18 protein-coding genes are annotated in these 24,701 nt (G+C 69.5%); 8 read left to right on the top strand and 10 right to left on the bottom strand.

Annotated features, from left to right (window positions below; all coding sequences use genetic code 11):
* Nucleotides 1–44 precede the first annotated feature (44 nt).
* The 5 genes from JEQ17_RS17610 to JEQ17_RS17590 all read left to right on the top strand — a co-directional run bounded on the left by JEQ17_RS17610 (nt 45) and on the right by JEQ17_RS17590 (nt 8,976).
* On the top strand, nt 45–2,075 hold the full coding sequence (locus tag JEQ17_RS17610) for a thioredoxin domain-containing protein (protein ID WP_200396136.1): 2,031 nt from the start codon (nt 45–47) through the stop codon (nt 2,073–2,075).
* A 199-nt stretch (nt 2,076–2,274) separates the two neighbouring features.
* Nucleotides 2,275–3,600 carry a glycosyltransferase gene (locus tag JEQ17_RS17605; protein WP_234048239.1) on the top strand — a complete coding sequence of 442 codons (1,326 nt, stop codon included), beginning with the start codon at nt 2,275–2,277 and terminating at the stop codon, nt 3,598–3,600.
* Complete coding sequence (locus JEQ17_RS17600; protein WP_200396135.1) at nt 3,597–5,297, top strand: ArnT family glycosyltransferase; 1,701 nt, start codon at nt 3,597–3,599, stop codon at nt 5,295–5,297. The genes JEQ17_RS17605 and JEQ17_RS17600 overlap by 4 nt, the downstream gene beginning before the upstream one ends.
* On the top strand, nt 5,294–6,529 hold the full coding sequence (locus JEQ17_RS17595) for a glycosyltransferase (protein WP_200396134.1): 1,236 nt from the start codon (nt 5,294–5,296) through the stop codon (nt 6,527–6,529). The genes JEQ17_RS17600 and JEQ17_RS17595 overlap by 4 nt, the downstream gene beginning before the upstream one ends.
* Nucleotides 6,529–8,976 (top strand): galactose oxidase-like domain-containing protein, encoded by a 2,448-nt coding sequence (locus JEQ17_RS17590; protein ID WP_200396133.1) that lies wholly within the window; start codon nt 6,529–6,531, stop codon nt 8,974–8,976. The genes JEQ17_RS17595 and JEQ17_RS17590 overlap by 1 nt, the downstream gene beginning before the upstream one ends.
* 81 nt (nt 8,977–9,057) lie before the next feature.
* Here JEQ17_RS17590 and JEQ17_RS17585 read toward each other — a convergent pair whose 3' ends face one another.
* The 3 genes from JEQ17_RS17585 to trhA all read right to left on the bottom strand — a co-directional run bounded on the left by JEQ17_RS17585 (nt 9,058) and on the right by trhA (nt 12,154).
* The gene (locus JEQ17_RS17585; RefSeq protein ID WP_200396132.1) at nt 9,058–9,687 is read right to left on the bottom strand and encodes a TetR/AcrR family transcriptional regulator; all 630 of its coding nucleotides are present in this window, start codon (nt 9,685–9,687) and stop codon (nt 9,058–9,060) included.
* Nucleotides 9,688–9,692: 5 nt separating this feature from the next.
* Entirely contained in the window at nt 9,693–11,270 is a 1,578-nt protein-coding gene (locus JEQ17_RS17580; protein ID WP_200396131.1) for a DHA2 family efflux MFS transporter permease subunit, read from the bottom strand.
* 170 nt (nt 11,271–11,440) lie between these two features.
* The gene (gene trhA, locus JEQ17_RS17575; RefSeq protein ID WP_200396130.1) at nt 11,441–12,154 is read right to left on the bottom strand and encodes a PAQR family membrane homeostasis protein TrhA; all 714 of its coding nucleotides are present in this window, start codon (nt 12,152–12,154) and stop codon (nt 11,441–11,443) included.
* A gap of 350 nt (nt 12,155–12,504) precedes the next feature.
* Here trhA and JEQ17_RS17570 point away from each other — a divergent pair, with 350 nt between their 5' ends.
* Nucleotides 12,505–14,337 (top strand): phosphoenolpyruvate carboxykinase (GTP), encoded by a 1,833-nt coding sequence (locus tag JEQ17_RS17570; RefSeq protein WP_200396129.1) that lies wholly within the window; start codon nt 12,505–12,507, stop codon nt 14,335–14,337.
* Nucleotides 14,338–14,607: 270 nt separating this feature from the next.
* On the opposite strand, the gene JEQ17_RS17565 is transcribed toward JEQ17_RS17570, so the two are convergent.
* The 6 genes from JEQ17_RS17565 to JEQ17_RS17540 form a co-directional block, all read right to left on the bottom strand.
* The gene (locus tag JEQ17_RS17565) at nt 14,608–15,216 is read right to left on the bottom strand and encodes a hypothetical protein (RefSeq protein ID WP_200396128.1); all 609 of its coding nucleotides are present in this window, start codon (nt 15,214–15,216) and stop codon (nt 14,608–14,610) included.
* Nucleotides 15,203–16,783 carry a substrate-binding and vWA domain-containing protein gene (locus tag JEQ17_RS17560; RefSeq protein ID WP_200396127.1) on the bottom strand — a complete coding sequence of 527 codons (1,581 nt, stop codon included), beginning with the start codon at nt 16,781–16,783 and terminating at the stop codon, nt 15,203–15,205. The genes JEQ17_RS17565 and JEQ17_RS17560 overlap by 14 nt, the downstream gene beginning before the upstream one ends.
* Nucleotides 16,780–17,955 (bottom strand): toxic anion resistance protein, encoded by a 1,176-nt coding sequence (locus JEQ17_RS17555; RefSeq protein WP_200396126.1) that lies wholly within the window; start codon nt 17,953–17,955, stop codon nt 16,780–16,782. The genes JEQ17_RS17560 and JEQ17_RS17555 overlap by 4 nt, the downstream gene beginning before the upstream one ends.
* A 12-nt stretch (nt 17,956–17,967) precedes the next feature.
* A complete protein-coding gene (locus JEQ17_RS17550) occupies nt 17,968–19,044 on the bottom strand; it encodes a hypothetical protein (protein WP_200396125.1) in 1,077 nt (358 codons plus the stop codon).
* A gap of 278 nt (nt 19,045–19,322) precedes the next feature.
* Nucleotides 19,323–19,751: an SCO4983 family protein gene (locus JEQ17_RS17545; RefSeq protein WP_200396124.1), complete on the bottom strand. Its 429-nt coding sequence runs from the start codon at nt 19,749–19,751 to the stop codon at nt 19,323–19,325.
* Nucleotides 19,752–19,864: 113 nt separating this feature from the next.
* Entirely contained in the window at nt 19,865–21,076 is a 1,212-nt protein-coding gene (locus JEQ17_RS17540; protein WP_200396123.1) for a pyridoxal phosphate-dependent aminotransferase, read from the bottom strand.
* A 125-nt stretch (nt 21,077–21,201) separates the two neighbouring features.
* On the opposite strand from JEQ17_RS17540, the gene JEQ17_RS17535 reads away from it, so the two are divergent.
* Together JEQ17_RS17535 and JEQ17_RS17530 are read left to right on the top strand one after the other, a co-directional pair.
* Nucleotides 21,202–21,936, top strand: a complete 735-nt coding sequence (locus JEQ17_RS17535) for a hypothetical protein (protein WP_200396122.1) — start codon at nt 21,202–21,204, stop codon at nt 21,934–21,936.
* 198 nt (nt 21,937–22,134) lie between these two features.
* Complete coding sequence (locus tag JEQ17_RS17530) at nt 22,135–23,055, top strand: S1 family peptidase (protein ID WP_200396121.1); 921 nt, start codon at nt 22,135–22,137, stop codon at nt 23,053–23,055.
* 15 nt (nt 23,056–23,070) lie between these two features.
* Here JEQ17_RS17530 and JEQ17_RS17525 read toward each other — a convergent pair whose 3' ends face one another.
* Entirely contained in the window at nt 23,071–24,693 is a 1,623-nt protein-coding gene (locus JEQ17_RS17525; protein WP_200396120.1) for an N-acyl-D-amino-acid deacylase family protein, read from the bottom strand.
* Nucleotides 24,694–24,701 lie beyond the last annotated feature (8 nt).

Raw genomic sequence — 24,701 nt, 5'->3', positions numbered from 1 at the left:
GGTGATCCGCATTGCCCACCGGGTACTGCGGCAGGATGGACCCCATGCCGAACCGACTGGCCCATGAGACGTCTCCCTACCTCCTCCAGCACGCCGACAACCCCGTCGACTGGTGGCCCTGGTCGGCCGAGGCCTTCGAGGAGGCACGCAAGAGCGGCAAACCCGTGCTGCTGAGCGTCGGATACAGCAGCTGTCACTGGTGTCACGTCATGGCCCACGAGTCGTTCGAGGACCAGGAGACCGCCGACTACCTCAACGCGCACTTCGTGAGCGTCAAGGTCGACCGGGAGGAGCGGCCCGACGTCGACGCCGTCTACATGGAGGCCGTGCAGGCGGCGACCGGACAGGGCGGCTGGCCCATGACGGTCTTCCTCACGCCCGACGCCGAGCCGTTCTACTTCGGCACCTACTTCCCGCCCGCGCCCCGGCAGGGGAGCCCCTCCTTCCGGCAGGTCCTCGAAGGAGTGCACAGCGCGTGGACCGACCGGCGGGACGAGGTCGCGGAGGTCGCCGAGAAGATCGTGCGGGACCTGGCGGGCCGGGAGATCGCGTTCGGCGACACCCAGGTGCCCGGCGAGGAGGATCTCGCGCGGGCGCTGCTCGGCCTCACCCGGGACTACGACTCAGGTCACGGCGGCTTCGGCGGCGCGCCCAAGTTCCCGCCGTCCATGGCGATCGAGTTCCTGCTGCGGCACCACGCCCGCACCGGCGCCGAGGGCGCGCTGCAGATGGCCGCCGACACCTGTGAGCGGATGGCCCGCGGCGGCATCTACGACCAGCTCGGCGGCGGCTTCGCCCGCTACTCCGTCGACCGCGAGTGGGTCGTGCCCCACTTCGAGAAGATGCTGTACGACAACGCCCTGCTGTGCCGGGTGTACGCGCACCTGTGGCGGGCCACCGGCTCCGACCTCGCCCGCCGCGTCGCCCTGGAGACGGCCGACTTCATGGTCCGTGAACTCCGTACGAACGAGGGCGGGTTCGCCTCCGCGCTCGACGCCGACAGCGACGACGGATCCGGCAGGCATGTCGAGGGCGCGTACTACGTCTGGACGCCCGCGCAGCTGCGCGAGGTCCTCGGCGAGCGGGACGCCGAACTCGCCGCCGACTACTTCGGCGTGACCGAGGAGGGCACCTTCGAGGAGGGGGCCTCCGTCCTCCAGCTCCCGCAGCGCGAGGGCGTGTTCGACGCGGAACGGATCGCCTCCATCCGCGTCCGGCTCCTCGAAGCGCGCGGCGAACGCCCCGCCCCCGGCCGGGACGACAAGGTCGTCGCCGCCTGGAACGGTCTCGCCGTCGCCGCCCTCGCCGAGACCGGCGCGTACTTCGACCGCCCCGACCTGATCGAGGCGGCACTCGGCGCCGCCGACCTCCTCGTCCGGCTCCACCTGGACGAGCACGCCCGGCTCGCCCGCACCAGCAAGGACGGCCGCGTCGGTGCCAACGCGGGCGTGCTGGAGGACTACGCGGACGTCTCGGAGGGCTTCCTCGCGCTCGCCTCGGTGACCGGTGAGGGCGTCTGGCTGGAATTCGCCGGTTTTCTGCTCGACCACGTCCTCGTGCAGTTCACCGACGAGGAGTCAGGAACGCTGTACGACACGGCCGCCGACGCCGAGAAGCTCATCCGCCGACCGCAGGATCCGACCGACAACGCCACCCCCTCCGGCTGGAGCGCGGCCGCCGGCGCTTTGCTCGGCTACGCCGCGCAGACCGGCGCCGAGCCCCACCGGGCCGCCGCGGAGCGGGCGTTGGGAGTCGTCAAGGCGCTCGGCCCGCGCGCCCCGCGCTTCATCGGCTGGGGTCTCGCCACGGCCGAGGCCCTGCTCGACGGGCCGCGCGAGGTCGCCGTCGTGGGCCCGGTCGACGATCCGGCGACCAAGGAGCTCCACCGGGCCGCGCTCCTCGCCACCGCGCCCGGCGCGGTCGTCGCCATGGGCGCTCCTGACAGTGACGAACTTCCTTTGCTCGCGGAACGATTGCTTGTGAGCGGTGAACCGACGGCCTATGTCTGCCGTAACTTCACATGTGACGCTCCGACGACCGATGTCGACCGTCTCCGGGAGGCTCTGGGGCGCTGAGCGGCGGAAACGCCTGCTCAGTGGGGGTTAATGTGAGCATGTGTTCGGACATGCCCCACAAGTCGACCGACCATTCCGAAACACGTTATTTATCAGAACAGTTCCCGGACTTCACAGAACCCCCTTAGTCTCTCCACCGGGACGCGACAGGAGTGACTCGCTGTCGCGACAGGGGGTTTTGGGGATCTGGGGGGATCTGTTGCTTACGTCTGTGCTCATTGCTGCCGTTTCGCTTGCCCTTTTCGGGATGGCTGCCTTCACTTTGTGGTGGCAGATGCACGCGTGGCGTACGCCCGAAGTGCTCGCCTCCACACGGTTCAGCAGTCCTGACGGTGGTGAACACCTGTCGTTCTCGCTGTTGTTGCCGGCGAGACACGAGCAGGCGGTGCTCGACCACACCATCCAGCGACTGCTGGAATCCAGCCACACCGACTTCGAGATCATCGTGATCGTCGGTCACGACGACCCGGACACCACCGAGGTGGCCCGGAAGGCCGAGGCGCGCGACCCGCGCGTACGCGTCGTCGTCGACACGCACGAGAAGAAGAACAAACCGAAGGCCATGAACACGGCGTTGCCGCACTGCCGCGGTGACGTCGTCGGAGTCTTCGACGCCGAGGACCAGGTCCACCCGGAGCTCCTCGCGCATGTCGACCACGCCTTCCGGTCGACCGACGCCGACGTCGTCCAGGGCGGCGTCCAGCTCATCAACTTCAACTCCAGCTGGTACAGCCTGCGCAACTGCCTGGAGTACTTCTTCTGGTTCCGCTCGCGGCTCCACCTGCACGCGCAGAAAGGTTTCATTCCCCTCGGCGGCAACACCGTCTTCGTCCGCACGGACGTCCTGCGGGCCGCCGACGGCTGGGACCCCGACTGCCTCGCCGAGGACTGCGACCTGGGCGTGCGGCTCTCCAGCATCGGCAAGAAGGTCGTCGTCGCGTACGACTCCGACATGGTGACCAAGGAGGAGACCCCCGGCAGCCTGATGTCGCTGCTCAAGCAGCGCACCCGCTGGAACCAGGGCTTCCTTCAGGTCTACCGGAAGAAGGACTGGAAGCAACTGCCCGGCTTCGGCCAGCGGCTGCTCGCCCGCTACACGCTGATGACGCCGTATCTCCAGGCGATCTCCGGCGTGATCATCCCGCTCAACGTGGCCGTCGCGCTCTTCCTCGACGTCCCGGTCGGCATCGCGTTCATCACCTTCCTGCCGGCCGTCACCGCTCTGGTCACCTTCGTCTTCGAGCTTGTCGGACTGCACGACTTCGGCAAGCAGTACGGGCTTCGCGTCCGATTCGTCCACTACCTCAAGCTCATCGTCGGCGGCCCCTTCTACCAGGTGCTCCTCGCCGGAGCGGCCGTCCGTGCCGTGTGGCGTGAGCAGCGGGGCCGGAACGACTGGGAGCTGACCAGCCATGTCGGCGCACATCTCACCGATGTCGAGGCCGTAGACGCCCTCGCAGCCACCGAAGCCACCGAAGCCGCGGCCGCAGCGACCCGCGGGTCCCGAGAGGACGTTCCTGCGTGACCTCCACCCTTCCCGCGGTGACCACCCCAACGGTCCCCGCGCAGCGGACACCTGTCCCCAAGACCGGTTCGACCCCTCGAACGACCCCGCTCCCGTCCCGCCTGCGCACCTCGCGCGCCGACCTGATCCTGTGCGGCGTACTCCTCGTGGTTGTCATGACCGTGCAGGGCTGGAACATCGCCGACTACCCGGCGCTCAGCGACGACGAGGGCACCTACCTCGCCCAGGCCTGGTCCGTGCAGCAGGGCAACGGCCTCGCCCACTACACCTACTGGTACGACCACCCGCCGCTCGGCTGGATACAGATAGCCCTGCTGACCTGGATACCGTCCCTGATCAGCCCCGAGTCGATGACGGTCGGCTCGATGCGGATCGTGATGCTCCTGGTCAGCGCCATCAGCGCGGTCCTCGTCTACGTACTGGCCCGCCGCCTGTGGCTGCCCCGCTGGGCCGCCGGGCTCGCGATGCTGCTCTTCGGGCTCTCGCCGCTGTCCGTGGTCCTCCAGCGGGAGATCTTCCTCGACAACATCGCGGTGATGTGGACCCTGGTCGCGTTCTGCCTCGCCGCCTCCCCGAGCCGTCACCTGTGGCACCACTTCGGGGCGGGCATGGCGGCCGCCGCGGCCGTCCTCACCAAAGAGACGATGATCTTCGTGCTGCCCGCGGTCATGATCACGATGTGGCGCCACAGCCACCGCGACACCCGCAAGTTCGCACTCACCGGAGCCATCACGGCCTGCGTGCTGATCGGCATGTCGTACCCGCTCTTCGCCCTCCTCAAGGGCGAGCTCTTCCCCGGCGGCGGACATGTGTCGCTGTGGGACGGCCTCGAATACCAGCTGACCAGGCCCGGTTCGGGCTTCATCCTCGACCAGGGCTCCGGTTCCTACGGGGTCCTGCAGTCCTGGCTCTACTACGACCGTGTGCTGCCCCTCGGCGGCCTCGCGGGCGCGCTGCTCCTCCTGGTCACCTGGCGCTGGTCGGTGACCGCACGGGCCCTCGCCGGACCCGCGTTCACCGTCGCCATCCTCGCGCTGGTGGCCCTGCGCCCGACCGGCTACCTGCCCGCGATGTACGTCATCCAGGCCCTGCCGTTCCTCGCGCTCGTCCTCGCCGGAGGCGCCGCGAGCGTCGCGCACGGGGTGCTGCGCAGATGGCGGAGCACCGACGAGAAGGAGTACGTCACCCGCGCCCGGTACGCGGTCGCGGCGCTGCTCGTCGCGGCCTCGGCGGCGTACGTCGTACCGCGCTGGTACGACGGCGACCGCACCGCCGTCACCGCCGACGCCAACGCCCCCTACCGGGCGGCCTCCAAGTGGCTGGCCAGCGAGGTCGACAACCCCGAGGACACCCGCGTCCTCGTCGACGACGCACTCTGGCTCGACCTCGTGCACGCCGGCTACGAGCCCGGACTCGGCGTCATCTGGTTCTACAAGGCCGACCTCGACCCCGCGGTGACCAAGACCATGCCGCGCGGCTGGCGCGACATCGACTACGTCGTCGCCTCCCCGACCGTGCGGCGCGACGCGGCCGACCTGCCCAACGTCAAGCAGGCGATGAGGCATTCGACCCCCGTCGCCACCTTCGGCAAGGGCCCGGACCGGATCGAGATCCGGCAGGTCGAGGGCGGCTCCACGGCCGGCACGACGGGCACGGCCGACACCGCCGGCTCGGCGAACACCGGAGGCGACCGATGACGTACGAGTCCACCGTCCCGGGGGAGTTGCACGACCCCGCCCTTCGCGCGGCCTCCACGGTCCCCGAACCGGGTGCCGTCACCATCGTCGTGCCGACCTTCAACGAGTCTGCGAACATCAGGGAGTTGCTGCACCGGATCACCGAGTCGGTGCCCTCGCGGCTGCCCTGCGAGGTCGTGTTCGTGGACGACTCCACCGACGACACGCCCGAGGTGATCCGGGACGCGGCGCGGGACTGCCCGTTCCCGGTGACCGTGCTGCACCGCGACACCCCGGTCGGCGGGCTCGGCGGCGCGGTCGTCGAGGGACTGCGGGCCGCGACCTCCGACTGGATCGTCGTCATGGACGGCGACCTCCAGCATCCGCCGGCCCTGGTGCCGGAGTTGGTGGCCGCGGGCGAGCGCGAGCACGCCGGACTCGTTGTCGCCTCCCGCTACATCAAGGGCGGCAGCCGCGCCGGCCTCGCGGGCGGCTACCGCATCGCCGTCTCACGCGGCGCGACCTGGCTGACGAAGACGCTGTTCCCGCGGAGACTGCGCGGCATCAGCGACCCGATGAGCGGCTTCTTCGCGATCCGCCGCAGCGCGGTCACCGCCGACGTCCTCAAGCCGCTCGGCTACAAGATCCTCCTCGAAATGGCCGTACGCGCCCGCCCTCGCCAGGTCACCGAGGTGCCGTTCGTCTTCCAGGACCGGTTCGCGGGCGAGTCCAAGTCGACCGCCAAGGAGGGCGTCCGCTTCCTGCGGCACCTCGCCGGACTGCGCACCGCCTCGCCCGTCGCCCGCATGGTGGTCTTCGGGCTCATCGGCGCGACCGGGTTCCTGCCGAACCTCGCCGCGCTGTGGGCCCTGACGGCCGCTGGGATGCACTACCTGCCCGCGGAGATCGTCGCCAACCAGTTCGGCGTCGCCTGGAACTTCCTGCTCATCGAGCACCTCTGCTTCCGGGACCGCCGGCAGCACCGGCGCTGGTGGGACCGCGTGGGCCGGTTCGCGCTGCTGGCCAACGCCGACCTGGTGCTGCGCATCCCGCTCATCGCGCTGTTCGTGGGCCGGTTCGGGATGTCCGTCCTCGGCGCCACCGCGCTCGCTCTGGTCACCACCTTCGTCCTGCGGTTCGCGGGCACGGAGGCCCTCGTCTATCTGCCGCGGAAGGGAGGGCGCGCAGGAAACACGACGGCCGTCGAGACCGGCCGTCACTCAGGGAGCCGCACAGCAAGGAGACCCAGCTGATGTTCAGTAGACCCGCTCCGAAGTTCAGAAGATCCGCCCGCCCCCGCCGCCGTACCGCCCTGCTGGCCGTGGGCGCCCTCACCTCGGGGCTGCTCCTCATCGCGCCCCAGCCCGCCTCCGCCGCCAACCTCGTGAAGAACCCCGGCTTCGAGACCGCCGGCACGGACGACATGCCGTACTGCTGGGAGAAGTCCGGCTGGGGCGACAACGACTTCACCTTCTCCACCGTGGCCGACGCCCACTCCGGCTCCAAGGCCATGAAGGTCGAGCTGACCCGCCGCGCCGAGGGCGACCGCAAGGCGCTGATCACCGAGTCCGCCGAGTGCGCGCCGGTGGTCTCCGTCGGCAAGCAGTACGACCTCGGGCTCTGGTACAAGTCGACCACCCCGGACACCTCGCTCACTCTCTTCCGGCACGACACGACGGCCGGCTGGCAGTACTGGACCGACCTCAAGACCCTGCCGATCAGCGGCAGCTGGGCCGAGGCGACGGTCCGTACGCCCGAGGTCCCCGCGGGCACCGACCGCATCACCTGGGGCGTCTCCGTCTACGGCACCGGCTCGGTGACCACCGACGACTACACGATGGACCAGGTCGCCGACCCGATCCCGGACCCCGTGTGCACCGGCACGGCCGAGGAGTGCGCCAACGGCAGGTGGGACGTGCTGCCCACGCAGAACCCGGTCCGCTCCATGCACTCCGTCGTCCTCAACAACGGCAAGGTGCTGCTGATCGCGGGCTCCGGCAACAGCGAGGAGATGTTCAACGCGGGCACGTTCACCAGCGCGGTCTACGACCCGGTGAACGGCACGTACAAGCAGATCCCCACGCCGAAGGACATGTTCTGCGCCGGGCATGTGCAGTTGCAGGACGGCCGGGTCCTCGTGATGAGCGGCAACAAGGGCTACCCGTCCGCCGACGGCACGATCGGCTACCAGGGCTACAAGGACTCGTACATCTTCGACCCGGTCACCGAGACGTACAGCAAGACGAACGACATGAACGACGGTCACTGGTACCCGTCGGCGACGATCCTCGGCAACGGTGACGTGATCTCCTTCGGCGGGCTGAAGGAGGACTCGACCGGGTCCGTGACGGCCGAGCGCTGGTCGGCCGCCGAGAACAAGTGGCTGCCGCTGTGGCAGGTCAACCAGACCTGGTCGTACTGGGGTCTGTACCCGTCGATGGTCCTGATGCAGGACGGCCGCCTCTTCTACACGGGCAGCCACACCTTCGGCAACAACATCCCCGGCACGGGTTCGGCGATCTACGACTACGACGCCAACACCACCACCGAGGTGCCCGGCCTGCAGAACAAGGACGAGCGCGACCAGTCGGCGAGCGTGCTGCTGCCCCCGGCCCAGGACCAGAAGGTCCTCACCATCGGCGGTGGCAACATCGACTCGAACCCGGACGCGAACCGGTTGACGGACATCATCGACCTGAAGTCCGCCAACCCCGCGTACGTCGCCGGACCGCCGCTCCCGCAGGGCACCGTCGACCTCGGCAACGGCAAGATCCCGCAGACCGGCAACCAGGGCAAGATGTACGTCTCCGCCGTGCTGCTGCCCGACGGGAAGGTCCTGGAGACCGGCGGCGCCCTGCACAACCGCGCCAACCCGGTCTACGAGTCGTCGATCTTCGACCCGGCGACGGAGACCTTCGACCCGGTGGCCGCCGACCCCGAGGCGCGCGGCTACCACTCCTCCGCGTTCCTGCTCCCGGACGGCCGTGTCATGGCCACCGGCGACAACCCGGGCAACGGCTCCTGGAACCACAACGTGTCGATCTACACCCCGCCGTATCTGCTCAAGGGCGCCCGCCCGACGATCACTTCGGTGATCGACAACGAGTGGACGTACGGTGACACGCAGCGCATCACGGTCGACCGGCCCATCGCCAAGGCGGAGCTGATCCGCCCGGCCGCGGTGACGCACTCCTCCGACCCGAACCAGCGCTTCGTGGACCTGCCGCTCTCCGTCGACGGCAACAACGTCGACCTGAACGTGACGAGCAACCCCAACCTGGCCCCGCCCGGCTGGTACATGCTCTTCGCGGTCGACGCCAACGGCGTGCCGTCGGTGGCGAAGTGGGTCCACCTCCAGGGCCCGTCCGCCATGGCGGCGGCGGCCGAGGACACCCCCTCGGCGCACGAGCACTCCTTCGCGGACTCCCTTGAGGGCAAGGTCAAGAAGCCCGGCAAGAAGCGTGCCTCGGCGAAGGTCAGCCCGACCGTCGCCGGCTGCGACCGGCACTACGGCTCCGCCAACGTCTGTGTCCCGACGGTCTTCCCCGACGAGGTCAAGAAGACGACGGCGGCCCGCTGCGCCTGGCTGAAGGAGAACGACTACGGCCGCCTCAAGATCAACGGCAAGGACGACCCACTGCGTCTGGACCGCAACAAGGACGGGGTGGCGTGCGGAAAGGGTGACGTGACGAGGCGCTGAGTGCGTCTGCGTGAGTCAGTGAGTTCGTGACACGCGGTTGCCCCGCGCCCCTTTCGAGGGGCGCGGGGCAACCGTCTTCCACTACTCGCCTCGCGGCGTGAGCCCGTGTTCCAGGACGTCCAGGGCGCGGTCGACCAGGTCGGCGAAGTCGTCCTCGTGGTCGTGCTGGGCCCAGTAGAGGGACACCTCCATCAGACCGCCGATGAGGGACATCGCGAAGACGCGCACCTCGAAGCTGTCGGGCCCCCGGCCGGTTCGCTCGCCGATGACCTGGCAGAGCAGATGGCTCGTGACCGACATGCTCTCCATCATCCGCGAGCGCACGGCGGGCACCTCGGCCATCAGCCTGGTCCGCAGCCGGGTGACCTCGGCGTCCTCGGCCATCCCGATGGTCACGGCCTTCCTCAGCACATGCCGCAGGGAGTCCATCGGCGGCTCGTCCGCCGGCCGTGCCCGCAGCTCCGACTCCAGCAGCGGGTCGTACTCGTCCGTGAGGACGATGTCCTCCTTGGTCGGGAAGTAGCGGAAGACCGTGGACGGCGACACCTCGGCGAGCTCGGCGATCTGCTCGATCGTCGTGGCGTCGTACCCCTGCTCCTCGATCAGCCGGTAGGTCGCGTCACGGATCGCCGTCCGTGTCTTGATCTTCTTCCGCTCACGAAGTCCCAGCTGGGGGCGGTCGGCGGGGATGGAGGTACGTGCGGCCGTCATGGGGGTCATTGTCGGCCATCGGCCGGGGCCGGTGCCATGTCCGGGGCGGGCTTGCCCTCCACGGACCCCGTGACGTCCCGCGACCCGGTGTTCGGCAGGAACGCCCCCGCGAGCAGCGCCGCCACGAGCGAGGCGATCCCGCACACCAGCAGGACGAGGCCCATGCCGTGCACGTACGCCGCGTCCGCGGAGGTCACCAGGTCGGCGGCGCCCGCGCGGTCACCGACGAGATGGGCCGCGACCACGGACTCCCGGGCCGTGTCCGCCGCCCCCTCGGGCAGCCCGGTCACGTCGAGCCGGTCCCGGAACGCACCGGCCAGCAGACTGCCGAGCAGCGCGATACCGATCGCCCCGCCGACCTGGCGCAGTGTCATGAGGAGCCCGGAGCCGCTGCCGGCCCGGTCGGCGGGGAGACTGCCGAGCGCCCCGTCCATCGCCGGGACGACGGCGAAGCCGAAGCCGAGGCCCGCGATCGACAGCCACAGCGCGGTGAAGCCGTACCCGGACTCGACCGTCGTACGACTCCCGAGCAGCGCGGCGAAGGCCAGCACCACCAGACCGGCGCACACCACCCCACGCGACCCGAACCGTTCCACGACCGGCTGGGCCGCCCTCGCCGCGACCAGCAGCCCGCCCATCATCGGCAGCATCCGTATGCCCGTACCGAAGGCGTCGTTGCCGAGGACGGCCTGCAGATACGGCGGGAGCACGAACATCAGGCCGGACAGGACGAACATCACGAGCGTCGCCGCGACCGCGTTGAGCAGGAAGCCGCGGTGGGCGAGCAGCGACATGTCGAGCATGGGGCGTACGGACCGGCGCTCGCGCACCACGAGCGCGGCCAGCAGCAAGACGGACCCGCCGATCAGGGCGAGCACGAGCGGGTCGCCCCAGCCGCGGTTCGGCGCCTCGATGATCGCGTAGATCAGCGCGCCCAGCCCGGCCGCGGTGAGCGCGGTGGAGACGGCGTCGACCTTGGGCGAGGCCGGGTCGCGGGTCTCCGGCAGCAGGAAGAGACAGGCGGCGATGCCGATCGCGGCCATCGGGACGTTGATCAGGAAGACCGAGCCCCACCAGAAGTGGTCGAGCAGCCAGCCGCCGATGATCGGGCCGAGCGGCATGCCGAGCGCGGACGCGGCCGAGATGACGCCGACCGCCTTGGTGCGCTCGGTGGGCGGGAAGAGCGAGGGCAGCACGGACAGGGCGAGCGGCATCACCAGCGCACCGCCCACGCCCATCACCGCACGGGCGACGACGACCCAGGTCACATCGCCCGCCAGGGCGCCGACGAGCGAACCGGCGAGGAAGACGCCGAGTCCGACCATCAGCATCCGGCGCCGCCCGAACCGGTCGCCGAGCAGCCCGGCCGGGAGCATCAGCGCGGCGAAGACGACGACGTACGCGTCCGCCATCCACTGCTGCTCACCGGTGCTCGCGCCGAGCTCCCCGGCCATCGTCGGCAGCGCCACGTTGAGGATCGTCATGTCGAAGCCGAGCACGAGCATGCTCGCGACCAGGGCGCCGAGGGCCCACCAGCGGCGTGGGTCGAGGTGTGTTTCGGGGTGTGGAGTGACAGTAGCCATGAAATGAGAGTAACTCTCAAAAGATGGTTACTGTCAACACTTGGGCCTCGGGGTGGGCGCGCTGAACCGTGCCGGACGTGCGGCGCCGTGCCGGGCGTGTCGTGCCGGACATGCGGAAGGGCCCCACCGCGTGATGCGGTGGGGCCCTTCCGGCTGAGGCGCGGCGGTGGCTATCCGTGCTGGTAGGCCACCATCGAGATGCCGATGTAGTGCGTGGCGAACGCGGCGAGTGTGAGGGAGTGGAAGACCTCGTGGAAGCCGAACCAGCGCGGTGACGGGTCGGGGCGCTTGAGTGCGTAGATCACACCGCCCGCGCTGTAGAGCAGTCCGCCGACGATCACGAGGATCAGTACGGCGATCCCGCCCGCCCGCATGAAGTCGGGCAGGAAGAAGACGGCCGCCCAGCCCATCGCGATGTAGCACGGGGTGTAGAGCCAGCGCGGGGCCCCGATCCAGAACACCCGGAAGGCGATGCCCGCGACGGCCGCGCCCCAGATGCCCCACAGCAGCCACTGCCCCTTGGCCTCGGGCAGCAGCAGCATCGTCAGCGGTGTGTACGAGCCCGCGATGATCAGGAAGATGTTCGCGTGGTCGAGTCTGCGCAGCACGCCGTCCATACGTGGCGTCCAGGTGCCCCGGTGGTAGATCGCGCTGACGCCGAACAACAGGCATGCCGTGAGCGCGAAGATCGCGCAGGCGATGCGGGCGCGGGTCGAGTCGGCGAGTGCCGTCAGGACGAGGCCGGAGACGAGTACGGCCGGGAACATCCCGGCGTGCAGCCAGCCGCGAAGCTTCGGCTTCACCGGATGCGGCAGGGAGAGCGCTTCGGCGACGCGGTCTACGACCGGCGTGTCCGAGGGCGCGTCGGGGACGGACGCAGTCATGAGGGGCATCGTACCTACGGAACCGTAAGTTACACATCAGTCCGGGCGTATGAAGGGCGCCAAGTGGCCATGGTCTCACTGGTGTACGAGGCCGGGTCCCGCCGGCGTGCGAGGTGAGCGGCTGGTGTGCGGGGAAGGGCCCGGGTGAATGACCGGGTAAATGACCGGCAATAAGTGGTGATGCTCACGCTGCTCACGTGTGAGGCCCTCTGGACATATGCGCGGACCCGTCGGATGATCAAATGAGTGCGGTCGGCACCGGATGAGCGCCTAAGCGTCACCACGTGAAGCATCCGGGTCGCAGCCCCCACGGGGCACAAACAAACAAAACCCCTCATCTAGGAGCAATCGTGGCGCGCGACATCGCGGCTCCCTCAACCGTTCCCACCAATCACCAGGAACTGATCTCGTGGGTCAACGAGATCACCGAACTGACGCAGCCGGACAGCGTGGTCTGGTGTGACGGCTCAGAGGCCGAATACGAGCGACTGAGCGAGGAGCTCGTCCGCAAGGGCACCTTCAAGAAGCTCGACCCGATCAAGCGCCCCAACTCCTACTACGCCGCCTCGGACCCGACCGATGTCGCGCGGGTCGAGGACCGGACGTTCATCTGCTCCGAGAAGGAGCAGGACGCGGGCCCGACGAACCACTGGAAGGCCCCCGGCGAGATGCGGGAGATCTTCCAGGGCACCGACGGGCAGGGCGGTGTCTTCCGCGGCTCGATGAAGGGCCGGACGATGTACGTCGTCCCGTTCTGCATGGGCCCGCTCGGCTCCGACCTCTCCGCGATCGGCGTCGAGATCACCGACTCGGCGTACGTCGCCGTGTCCATGCGCACCATGACCCGCATGGGGCAGCCGGTGCTGGACGAGCTCGGCTCCGACGGCTTCTTCGTGCGTGCTGTGCACACGCTCGGGGCGCCGCTGGAGGCGGGCGAGGCGGATGTGCCGTGGCCGTGCAACTCCACGAAGTACATCTCGCACTTCCCGGAGACCCGCGAGATCTGGTCGTACGGCTCCGGGTACGGCGGCAACGCGCTGCTCGGCAAGAAGTGCTACGCCCTGCGCATCGCGTCCGTGATGGCGCGTGACGAGGGCTGGCTCGCCGAGCACATGCTGATCCTCAAACTGACGCCCCCGCAGGGCGAGTCGAAGTACGTGGCGGCGGCCTTCCCGTCGGCCTGCGGCAAGACCAACCTCGCGATGCTGGAGCCGACGGTCGGCGGCTGGACCGTCGAGACGATCGGCGACGACATCGCGTGGATGCGGTTCGGCGAGGACGGCCGGCTGTACGCGATCAATCCCGAGGCGGGCTTCTTCGGGGTAGCCCCCGGCACCGGTGAGCACACCAACGCCAACGCGATGAAGACGCTGTGGGGCAACTCCGTCTTCACGAACGTCGCGCTGACCGACGACAACGACATCTGGTGGGAGGGCATGACGGAGGAGACTCCGGCCCACCTGACGGACTGGAAGGGCAACGACTGGACGCCGGAGTCGGGGACCCCGGCGGCTCACCCCAACGCCCGCTTCACCGTGCCGGCCGCGCAGTGCCCGATCATCGCGCCCGAATGGGAGGACCCCAAGGGCGTACCGATCTCGGCGATCCTCTTCGGCGGCCGTCGTGCCACGGCGGTCCCGCTGGTGACCGAGTCCTTCGACTGGAACCACGGCGTGTTCCTCGGCGCGAACGTGGCGTCGGAGAAGACGGCGGCGGCCGAGGGCAAGGTCGGTGAGCTGCGCCGCGACCCGTTCGCGATGCTCCCCTTCTGCGGCTACAACATGGGCGACTACATGGGCCACTGGGTGGACGTCGCCAAGGACAAGGACGCCTCCAAGCTCCCGAAGATCTACTACGTCAACTGGTTCCGCAAGAACGACGAGGGCAAGTTCGTCTGGCCCGGCTTCGGTGAGAACAGCCGCGTCCTGAAGTGGATCGTGGACCGCCTCGACGGCAAGGCGGAGGGCGTCGAGACGCCCATCGGCATCCTGCCGACGAAGGAGGCCCTCGACACGGACGGTCTCGAACTCTCCGACTCCGACCTCGACTTCCTCCTCACGGTCGACAAGGAGGTCTGGCGTGAGGAGGCGGCACTGGTTCCGGAACACCTCAACACCTTCGGTGATCACACGCCGACGGAGCTGTGGGACGAGTACCGGGCCCTGGTCAAGCGCCTGGGCTGACGCCTGCTTGGGCGCCGTGGTGGCTTCCTCGCCCCCGCCGCCCCTACCCATTCCCGTCCCTTTCTGGGGCTCTGCCCCAGACCCCGGCGGGTGCGATTTTGGGTGCGGGCCCGGTGGGGGCTTGTCGCGCAGTTCCCCGCGCCCCTAACTACCTAGGTAGTTAGGGGCGCGGGGAACTGCGCAGTCTTTTGGTCTTTTGGGGGTTCGGGGGCGTAGCCCCCGAGTAAGTGACGGGAATGGGTAGGGGCGGCGGGGGCGAAAAAAGGGACCCTACGAGCGGTCCTCCAGGTAGCGGGTGTGGGATTCCTGGCGGCGGGCCTCCACCTCGTGGAGGCTGGTGGCCAGGGTCTGCGCCTCGTTGTGGAGGACGGCGAGTTGACGCTCAAGGTGGCGTTCCGGCGGTTCCGTACCCGGCGTCAGCCGAGTCCACCACCGAGTCCGCACGAACGTGTCGACAGCCTCCGGCACGTCCTGCCGCACGGCCCGCGACACCGCATGCACCCCCTCCGGATCCTGCGCCAGGATCTCGGCGACCCAGCCGGGGTCCAGGAGCGCGGCCAGGAGGTCCGTCAGCTCGGTGAGGCGGCCCGCCGCGGCGGGCGGCAACTCGATGTCGGCCAGATACGCGCGCAGCTTGCCGAAGTCCTCCCGCAGCTCCTCCAGTTGGGCGGACGGGTCCGGGAAGTCCGGCACCGGGGGCCGTTCCGGGGGCGCGACCAGCGCCCCCGCGCCGTACAGGCCCACGACCACGACCGGCCAGTACGGCCCCGCCACCCCCACGAACGTCAGCACCAGACCGACGATCCCGCACGCACTGCCGGTGAGGTTCTTGCGGGACTCCAGATAGCCGAGGAGCCCGCTGCTCCTATTGGTAGCCACGGATCTCCTCGAAGGCGCCGTCGAGCGAACCCTTCTGGGCGTCGAAGAGCCGGCCGCCGGTCAGTTCGGCGATGTGCTCCAGCTCGCCCCGGTCGGAGTCGCCGAAGAGGATCGGGAAGACGGGGATCTCCCGTTCGGTCTGCGACAGACCGCCGTAGAAGCCGTCGAACTGCGCAGGGCTCGCCCCCGCCGTGTTCTCGCCGTCCGTCATCAGCACGATCGACGTGAACGTGTCGTCGTCGGCGCCCAGATGCTCGTACGCCTTCTCCAGCGAGGTGTAGATCGCGGTGTCCCCGTCGGCGGTGAGCGCCTTGGTGTCGCGGCGGATCCCGTCGAGCCCCGACCGCGGGTTCTCGGGCCGCACCACATGCGTCCGTACGCTCTTGACCGCCGAGCCGAACGGCATCAGCGTCACCTCCTCCCGGTCGCGGAAGTCGCTCGTCAGATCGGTGAGCGCCTTCTTCAGCCGGTCGAGCCGACCGTCCTCCCGCATCGAGCCCGAGGTGTCGAGGACGTACACGGTCCGCGAGGGCCTGCGCAGTTTGTTCTCGTACGCGTCCAGGAGTCCGTCGGCGACGGAACGGCTGCCCGGGAAGGGGAGTTCGCGCCGGCGGGTGGTGTCCAGGCCCGTCGCGGGTGGGACCGAGGCGACCACCGGGCGGCGCAACGTGCGGTCGGTGATCAGCCGCTGGGTCGCCGGCGCGCGCAGCGCCTCGGTGAGGCGGCGGACGTCGTCACGGACCTTCTGGTCCGTGGACGCGAGCGAGGAGAGCGGGTAGTCGGCGGTGACCACGCCGTCGCGCGGCCGGATCACCGTGAGATCCTTGCGCGCCTTCAGCACCGACTCGTAGTTGAGCAGCGCGTCGACGTCACCGCGCCGGTCGTACGCCTCCGCCAGCCAGCCCGACGAACCGGACGTCAGCTTCTGTCCCTTGAAGAACTCCGCCAGCCTGGGCGTCGCCTGCTTGACGTCCTTGTCCGTCAGCGCGGACTGGGCGTCGGAGAGGCCCGAGGCCACCGAGACGAGGGTGGAGAAGCCGGAGTTGGAGCGCGACGGGTCGGTCATGCCGTAGGTGAGGTTGCCGTCCGCCACCGCCTCCTCGATGTCCGCCCAGGTGACGTTCTCCGGCTTCCAGTTCAGCTTCTGCACGGTGGCGGTCTTCACGCCGATGGCCACCGGGCTGGACATGACCGGGGTCTCCGACACGATCTGCTTCGCCGCGGTGGGGTTGAGGCGCAGGTAGTCGTTGGAGGAGAGCCAGATCGCGTCGTACGTGCCCTTGGCCCTGCCCTTCCCCAGGAGGTTCACCGCGTCGAGGGTGCCCATGTAGGTGGGGCGGACCTTGATTCCGGTGTCCTGCTGGATCTGGTCCAGCACGCTCTTCATGTCCGAGAGTTCGCTGGAGGCGAGGATGCGGAGGGTGCCGGGTTCGGCCTTGTTGGAAGGGTCGGGCTCTTCCTTGGTGACGGATGTGCATCCTGCCGTCACCAATATCAGTGCGATGGCAGCTGCGGCCCGGTGGGTGGGCACAGACCACCGGCGAGCTTCGAGGTCATCTCGTCTCATGCGAGCCCGCCCTCCAACGCTCCCCGCGAGCGGCTGCGGTCCAAGTACGCGCTCGCGTGCTGTAGTTCCGTCGTCAGGGACTCGACCGTCGCCGCCATGGACTCCGTGGCCTGGGCCTTGTACGTGTCGATGGTGTCGAGGGTCCGGTAGATCTGCTGGAAGGCCGCGCGGAGGGTCTCCGCGCCGACGGCCGGGTCGGCGGCGATGCGCTGGATCTCGCCGGACTGGGTGGCGAGCATCTCCGCGTTGCCGCGGATGAGGTCCTCCGTCGTGCCGCGCAGGGCGTTGACCTGCTCGACGACCTTGCGCTGGTTGTCGAGGGCGGAGGCGAGCATCACGGAGATGCGCAGCGCGGAGACGGTCGTGGTGGCCGCGCGGTCGACGCCCTTGATCAGCTCGTCGTTGTTGCGCCGGACCACGTCCATCGCCAGATAGCCCTGGGCGCACACCGCGAGCTGGGTGAGCAGGTCCTGGTGCTTCTGCCGGACGGGGAAGAGGACGTCGGCGCGCAGGGTGTCGGCCTGCGCGGGATCCTGGGCCTCCACGCCGGTGATGTGGCTCTCGACCGCCGCGTCCAGGGCCTCCGTCAGGACGACGTACTCCTGGAGCTTGCCCATCGAGTCCCAGAGGCGGACGCGTTCGGTCTGCAACGCGGCGTTGTCGCGGCGCAGTTCGTCCTGGCCGCCGCGGAGCGAGCCGACGATCTTGTTCAATGTGCCCTGTGCGGAGGCGTACTTGGCGACGTGGTCGCGGAGCTTGTTGCCGCCGGGGAGCCGGGACAGCAGCTTGCGGGCCTTGCCGCCGGGCATGTCGCGCGGGTCCAGGTCCTCGACCGTACGCCGTAGTTCGACGAGCGAGGACGAGACGCGGGACTGGGCGTCCTCGCCGTTGGCGGGCAGGCTGCGGATCGTGCGCTCCAGCATGCGGTTCGACTGGGCGGCGGCGCCGCGCATCTCACCGGAGCCGAGGCCGACGATCTCCCCGATCTTCCCCGCGAACTCGGGGGAGCGGGCGTCGAGCGCGGCGAGCCCGTCGACGTACTCGGCGGCCTTGCGCGCCATGTCGGTGCGGACCGACTCGTCGACCGGTACGAGTCCGCCGGCCTTCTCCCTCGGCACGGGCGCGACGGCCTGTGGAGGTGTCAGGACAAAGGTGTCTTCGCTGTTGCTCACTTGCTGTTCCCCCTAGCCCCGCGCCCGGCGCGCCATCTCGTGCAGCACCTTGGAGGCGGGCACGGGCGACTGCCGGACACCGGTCAGCTTCTGGTTGAGGTACGTGGTGTGGGCGGCGGTGGCCGCCGTGAACTCGGCGCTCGTGCCCTGCGGACGGAACCCGTGCCGTACCGCGAGCTTCCGCAACTCCTTGTCCGTGCCGAGGAGTTCGCCGAGCGCCCGGCCCTCGTCCGTGAGGGGGACGACGGTGTGGTCGCTGTTCGCGGTGGTGTCGGGGTAGAGGACGGTCAGGTCGCCGACGTCCTGGCCCTGCGCGAGCAGCGAGGCGACCTGCGACTCGTACACAAGGACGAGCGGGTTGCCGACGCCGCTGATGAAGTCCCTGAACGCCGCGTCCGAACTGGTCTGCTGGGCGCCCTGGACGCTGATCAGCTTGCGCATCAGCGGTGCCGTGCGGTTCACCGCCGCGGTGCCGTCGGCGACCCGGCCGCCGTCGGCGACGTACGAGGCGGCGGCGAGGTAGAGCGCGCCGGAGTTCGAACTGGTCGGATCCGTGGTGGAGATGAAGAGCGTGCCGCTCAACTCACCGTGCCGCTCGGCCCCCTTGAGCTGCTGCCAGGTCCTGTCGGCACCGGCGGCCTTGAGGTAGGCGGCCATCTTGAACGTGCCGTTGCCCTTGGCCGGCAGGGTCGCGAGCCCGTTGTCCGCCAGCACCGCGGCGGCGCTCCGGTGCGCCACGACGACGAGGGGCGAGTAGAAGGGACGCGGCAGGGGCTGCCGTACGTCGTACTTCGCGGCCAGTTCGTCGGCGGGGGCCTGGCTGGACGGGAAGGCGAAGTCGTACCCCTTGAGGTCGAGTCCCTCCATGGCCCAGGACCCGGAGGTCTCCGTCTTCAGGGTGTAGCCCTTGGCAGCGAGGGCCTTCACCACATCCGGATCGGCGAAGAACTCAGCCTTCTCCGAACCGATCACTCCCAGCACGGTCTTCGTTGCCGTGCTCTTGTCCTGCTTCTCGCGGCCCGCGACGACGGCTGCTGCCACTCCGCCGATCAGGAACACCGCCAGGACGATGGCGACTATTCGTCTCACACCTGGAGCCTGCTCCCGGAACCCAACGTTCCCCACGGTTCCGGGTGAACGCGGGGTGACGACCCCATCCCAGTACGCAACCGGACCGGCCCGTTCCGGCCGCCCCGTTCGGGGCGCCCCTTCAGGGGCGCGGGGAACTGTGCGACCAGCCGCCATGGATCCGCGACTTCATACGGACCGCAGCTTCGTGCCGGCACATGGCGGAGCGCAATGGCACCCGGCCCGCGCGTCGCTGCGGGTGCACGCGGACCGGGGCCGACCGGGGGAGCCCTGAGGGCTCAGTGGGTGGTGAGTGCGCGGCGGGCCTCGGTGGCCGCCGTGTGCGCGTCCATGCGCTCGGCGGCCAGGATCGCGGCCGCCGTGTCCGCGCGGGACGCCGCGACGACGAGGGCGCGGCCCGCGAGGGCGTGCGCCCGCTCGTGGAGCGCCACGATCTTGTCGGACCCGGCGGTGGTACCGGCACCGGTCACCGAAGCGCGGACCGGCGCACGGCCCCCGCGAAGACGCGCGACCTGCCCGGTCAGCCGCTCGGCGGCGACGTCGAGCTCGGCGGACGGTTCGATCCCGCGCAGCTCGTCGGTCACGGCCAGCAGTGCCGCGAGATGGCCGGCGAGCTGGATGTCCAGCTCCTCTTCGCGCGACCGATGGGGAAAGTCGGCGGTGCCGGCCATCGTGTGGACCGACTTGGTGCGGATCGGTTCGTACATGGGAGATGGCCTCCTGTGCTCTGACAGGAAACCATCCTAGCTTGGATTTCGTCTAAAGTTGAGCAGATTCGGAAAAGCGGGCCGGGTGACCACGGAGCGTGACTGATTGGGCGTCAGGGCTGGCCGTATCCGTCCAGGAAGTTGCCGATCCGGGTCACGGCGTCCGTCAGGTCCCGTGCCGTCGGCAGCGTGACGACCCGGAAGTGATCGGGCTCCGGCCAGTTGAAGCCCGTCCCCTGCACCACCATGATCTTCTCGGTCCGCAGCAGGTCCAGCACCATCTGCCGGTCGTCCTTGATCTTGAAGACCTTCGGGTCGAGGCGCGGGAAGAGATAGAGCGCGCCCTTCGGCTTCACGCACGTCACGCCGGGGATCTGCGTCAGCAGCGCGTGCGCCACGTCCCGCTGCTCCCGCAGCCGCCCGCCGGGGAGTACGAGGTCGTTGATCGTCTGCCGCCCGCTCAGCGCGGCGACCACACCGTGCTGACCCGGCATGTTCGCGCACAGCCGCATGTTCGCGAGGATGGTCAGCCCCTCGATGTACGAGTCGGCGTGCGCCCGCGGCCCCGAGATCGACATCCACCCGACCCGGTACCCGGCCACCCGGTACGCCTTCGACATGCCGTTGAAGGTGAGCGTCAGCAGATCCGGGGCGACCTTCGCGGTCGGCGTGTGCGTGGCCTCGTCGTACAGGATCTTGTCGTAGATCTCGTCCGAGCAGACCAGCAGGTTGTGGCGGCGGGCGATGTCGGTCAGCCCCCGCAGCATCGCCTCGTCGTAGACCGCGCCCGTCGGGTTGTTCGGGTTGATGATCACGATCGCCTTGGTGCGGTCGGTGACCTTCCGCTCCACGTCGGCCAGATCGGGCATCCAGTCGGACTGCTCGTCGCACCGGTAGTGCACGGCCGTACCGCCTGACAGTGACACGGCGGCGGTCCACAGGGGGTAGTCGGGCGCAGGTACGAGCACCTCGTCGCCGTCGTCCAGCAGGCCCTGCATCGCCATCACGATCAGCTCGGAGACGCCGTTGCCGATGAAGACGTGCTCGACGTCGGTCTCGATGCCGAGGGTCTGGTTGTGCATGACGACGGCCCGGCGCGCCGCCAGCAGGCCCTTCGCGTCGCCGTACCCGTGTGCCGACGAGACGTTGCGGAGGATGTCCTCCAGGATCTCGGGCGGGCACTCGAACCCGAACGCGGCCGGATTCCCCGTGTTCAGCTTGAGAATGCGATGCCCAGCCGCTTCGAGCCGCATCGCCTCCTCGAGCACCGGGCCCCGGATCTCGTAACAGACGTTGGCGAGCTTGGTCGACTGGATCACCTGCATGTCCGTGAGCTTACGGCCGGGTAACGCTTCCCGCGGCGTGTTTTCCACCACGTGAGACGGGTGGTTTGAGTGGTTATCGTCGGTAGCTGTCCCGTCGGCCTCTCCCGTCCCTACAATGCGCGGCCATGTCGAGGCCACCTGAGAACGAGAACGGGGTGTCCGGCGCGAACGCCGCGAACAACGCGGCCGGCGCGCCGGCCGCCCATGGTGCGCGTCGGGAAGGCGACGAGCCCGTGGTCCCGCCGATCGTGTACCACCCGCAGGCCGAGGAGACCCCGGCGTACGACGAGTACGCCGACCCGGCGACTGCCCACGGCTGGCAGAACGCGTACGACGTGACCCGCGAGCTGCCACCGGTGGCCGCCGGAGCGGAGGATCGCCGCCGGGTCGGCGGTGACCGAACGAGCGACGGCCACCGGGCCGGCGGCCGTCGTTCCCGGCGGAAGCCCAGAGCCTTGCCGTCACGGCGTGTGGTGGTCGCCGCCGGGGCGGTGGGCGCGGTGTCCCTGGCCGCCGTGATGGCCGGGTTCGCCTTCGGGCCGTCGGACGGCGGAGGGCGAGGCAACGAGGACCGCACGAGCCCGACGGCCGGGGATTCCGCGTCGCCCACGGACGCCAGGTCCTCGGGCGGAGCCCCCGTCGCACGGTCGTCCGACGGCGGGGAGCCGTCTCGCACAGGGGACCCGAGCAACTCGGCGAGCCTCGACCCGACGGGCGACGAGACCGAGGACCCCTCGGCCAAATCCCCCACCACCCCTTCGGCCCCCGCCACACCCACCGCCACCACGAGCCCGAGGGGCCCGGGCAACTCCGACGGCAATCCGGGGCGCGGCCAGGGCGGCACCAAGGGGCCCAAGTGACCGGGAGGGCGACCCCGTTCACGCTCACTGTGCCGGGGGGATGGGCAGGAGCAGTCCGGGAATGCGAGGGAATCGGCCAACGTCGCGCCTGAGGCGACTCCTTGCCCGTACCCCCCTCTCGCTTCACAATGTGCATGACAGACCCGTGGGCGGCCGGAGATTCTCCGGCCGCCCCAGTCACAATGAGGGGACCCCCACATGAGAAAGCCTCTCGGCGCCGCGATCTTCGCCCTGGTGATAGCCGGGGCGGGCGCGGCACCCGCGGTCGCGGCGCCCGACCCCCAGTCGGCGGCCGTCGTGGACACGGACACCGCCACGTCGGTGGTCAGAGACGCCGTCACCTCCACGACGGCGGCCGTGTCCAGGATCACCGCGCCGACCGTCCAGGCCGTCAACTTCGCCGGCACCGTCTCGCTCAGCAACTGCTCGGGCTCAGTCGTCCGCTTCCCGGACTCGGAGGACAACGACCCGGCGATGGTCATGTCCAACGGCCACTGTCTGGAGACCGGCTTCCCCGCGGCCGGTGAGGTCATCGTCGACCGGGCGTCCAGCCGCACCTTCGGCCTGCTCAACGCCGCGGGCACCCGGGTCGCCACCCTGCGGGCCAGCAAGATCGCGTACGCGACGATGACCGACACGGACGTCTCGCTGTACCAGCTCACCACCACGTACGCGCAGATCAAGAGCTCGTACAACATCAGCCCGTTGACGCTGAACGACACGCACCCCGTCGCCGGGACCGCCATCACGGTCGTCTCGGGCTACTGGAAGCGGACCTACGCCTGCAACGTCGACGGCTTCGCCTACCGCCTCAAGGAAGGCGCCTGGACCTGGAAGGACTCGGTCCGCTACACCTCGGCCTGCCAGACCATCGGCGGCACCTCGGGCTCGCCCGTCGTCGACAACGCCACCGGCAACGTCGTCGCCGTCAACAACACCGGCAACGAGGACGGCGGCCGCTGCACCGACAACAACCCCTGTGAGGTCGACGAGAGCGGCAACGTGACCGTCCGCGCGGGTATCAACTACGCCCAGGAGACCTACCAGATCCCGGCGTGCTTCGGCATCGACAACAAGCTCGACCTGAGCGCGAGCGGGTGCACCCTGCCCAAGCCGTGATCCCGAGGCGGGCGGTCACGGAGCAGTTCGGCGGACCGCCCGCCCCGCGAGCACATCCGTCCGGCGCCCGTCCTCCACGACGAAACGCCCGTCGATCAGGACATGCGGGATGCCGGTCGGCAGCGTACGGGGATTCTCGAAGGTCGACCCCGCCGCCACCGTGGCCGGATCGAACAGCACCAGATCCGCCCGGTACCCCTCACGGACCAGCCCCCGGTCGGGCAGGCGCAGCCGAGCCGCCGGCCGTGACGTCAGATGGGCGACGCACTCCTCCAGACCGAGGACGCCCAACTCCCTCACATACCGGCCGAGGTACTGCGGGAACGTGCCGTACGCCCGCGGGTGGGGCTTGTCGCCGCGCAGGATGCCGTCCGAGCCGCCGGTGTGGACGCGGTGCCGCATGATCGCCTGCACGTTCTCCTCGTGACCGACGTGCTGGAGGATCGTCGAGCCGAGCCCGTCGTCGAGGAGCAGCCGCCGCGCGGTGACCCAGGGAGCCTCGCCACGGGCGTCGGCCGACTCCTGCACGGTCCGGCCCACATACTCCGCGAGCGCCGCATCGGCCACACCCGAGATCTCGATGGTGTCCCACTCGATGGGAACGCCGTGGCACCCGTCCGCGCCCACCACCTCCATGTGATGCCGGATCCGCTCGGCGGTCCCGTCGTCCTTCAACCGGCCGAGAATCGCCTCGGGACCTCCCTCGCTGGCCCAACTGGGCAGCATGGCCACGAGAGTCGTACAGCCGGGCGTGTACGGATACGTGTCCAGGCTGATGTCGGCCCCACCGGCGAGCGCCTGATCGACGAGCGCCAGCAGATCGGGCCCTCTTCCCTTGTTCACACCGAAGTTCATGGTGGCGTGGGCCAGATGAAGGGAGCAGCCCGCCTCGCGCGTCAGCTCCACCATCTCTCTGTACGCGTCCAGGGCCCCGGCTCCGTACGACCGATGATGCGGACAGTAGTAGCCGCCGAACTCCGCAACCACCCGGCACAACTCGGTGAGTTCGGCGTCCTTGGCGTACATGCCCGGGGTGTAAGTGAGCCCCGACGACATCCCGACCGCACCCTCCCGCATGCCGTCGGCGACCAACTGCCGCATCCGGTGCAGTTCTTGTGGCGTCGCCGCGCGATCGTCCCAGCCGACGGCGAGCATCCGCACCGAGCCCTGAGGAATCAGATAGGCGGCATTGACGGCGATGCCCTCACCGTCAAAACCATGATCCAGCCGGTCCAGATACTCGCCCACGGACCGCCAGCTGAAGTCGATGTCGTCCCCGTTGCCGTTCCACCCGGTGATCGCCCTGCGCACCTCGGCGAGGGTCCGGCCGTCGACGGGCGCGTATGACAGCCCGTCCTGCCCGATGACCTCCAGCGTCACGCCCTGCGCGACCTTCGCGCTGTGGTCGGGGTCCCGGAGCAGGGCCAGATCACTGTGGGCGTGCATGTCGATGAAGCCGGGGGAGAGGACGAGCCCTTCGGCGTCCAGAACGCGCCGGGCCACGGGCCGCAGGCACCCAGCGGCAGCGGCCTCCTGGACGATGGCGGTGATCCTGCCGCCCTCGATCCCCACGTCGGCCCGGTAGGAGGGCCCTCCGCTCCCGTCGACAACCTCCACGTCCCGAATGACCAGATCCATCACGGCGG

The organism is Streptomyces liliifuscus (assembly GCF_016598615.1).
In the GTDB taxonomy this organism is placed as follows: domain Bacteria; phylum Actinomycetota; class Actinomycetes; order Streptomycetales; family Streptomycetaceae; genus Streptomyces; species Streptomyces liliifuscus.
This window is presented reverse-complemented; position numbering and strand designations above follow the sequence as displayed.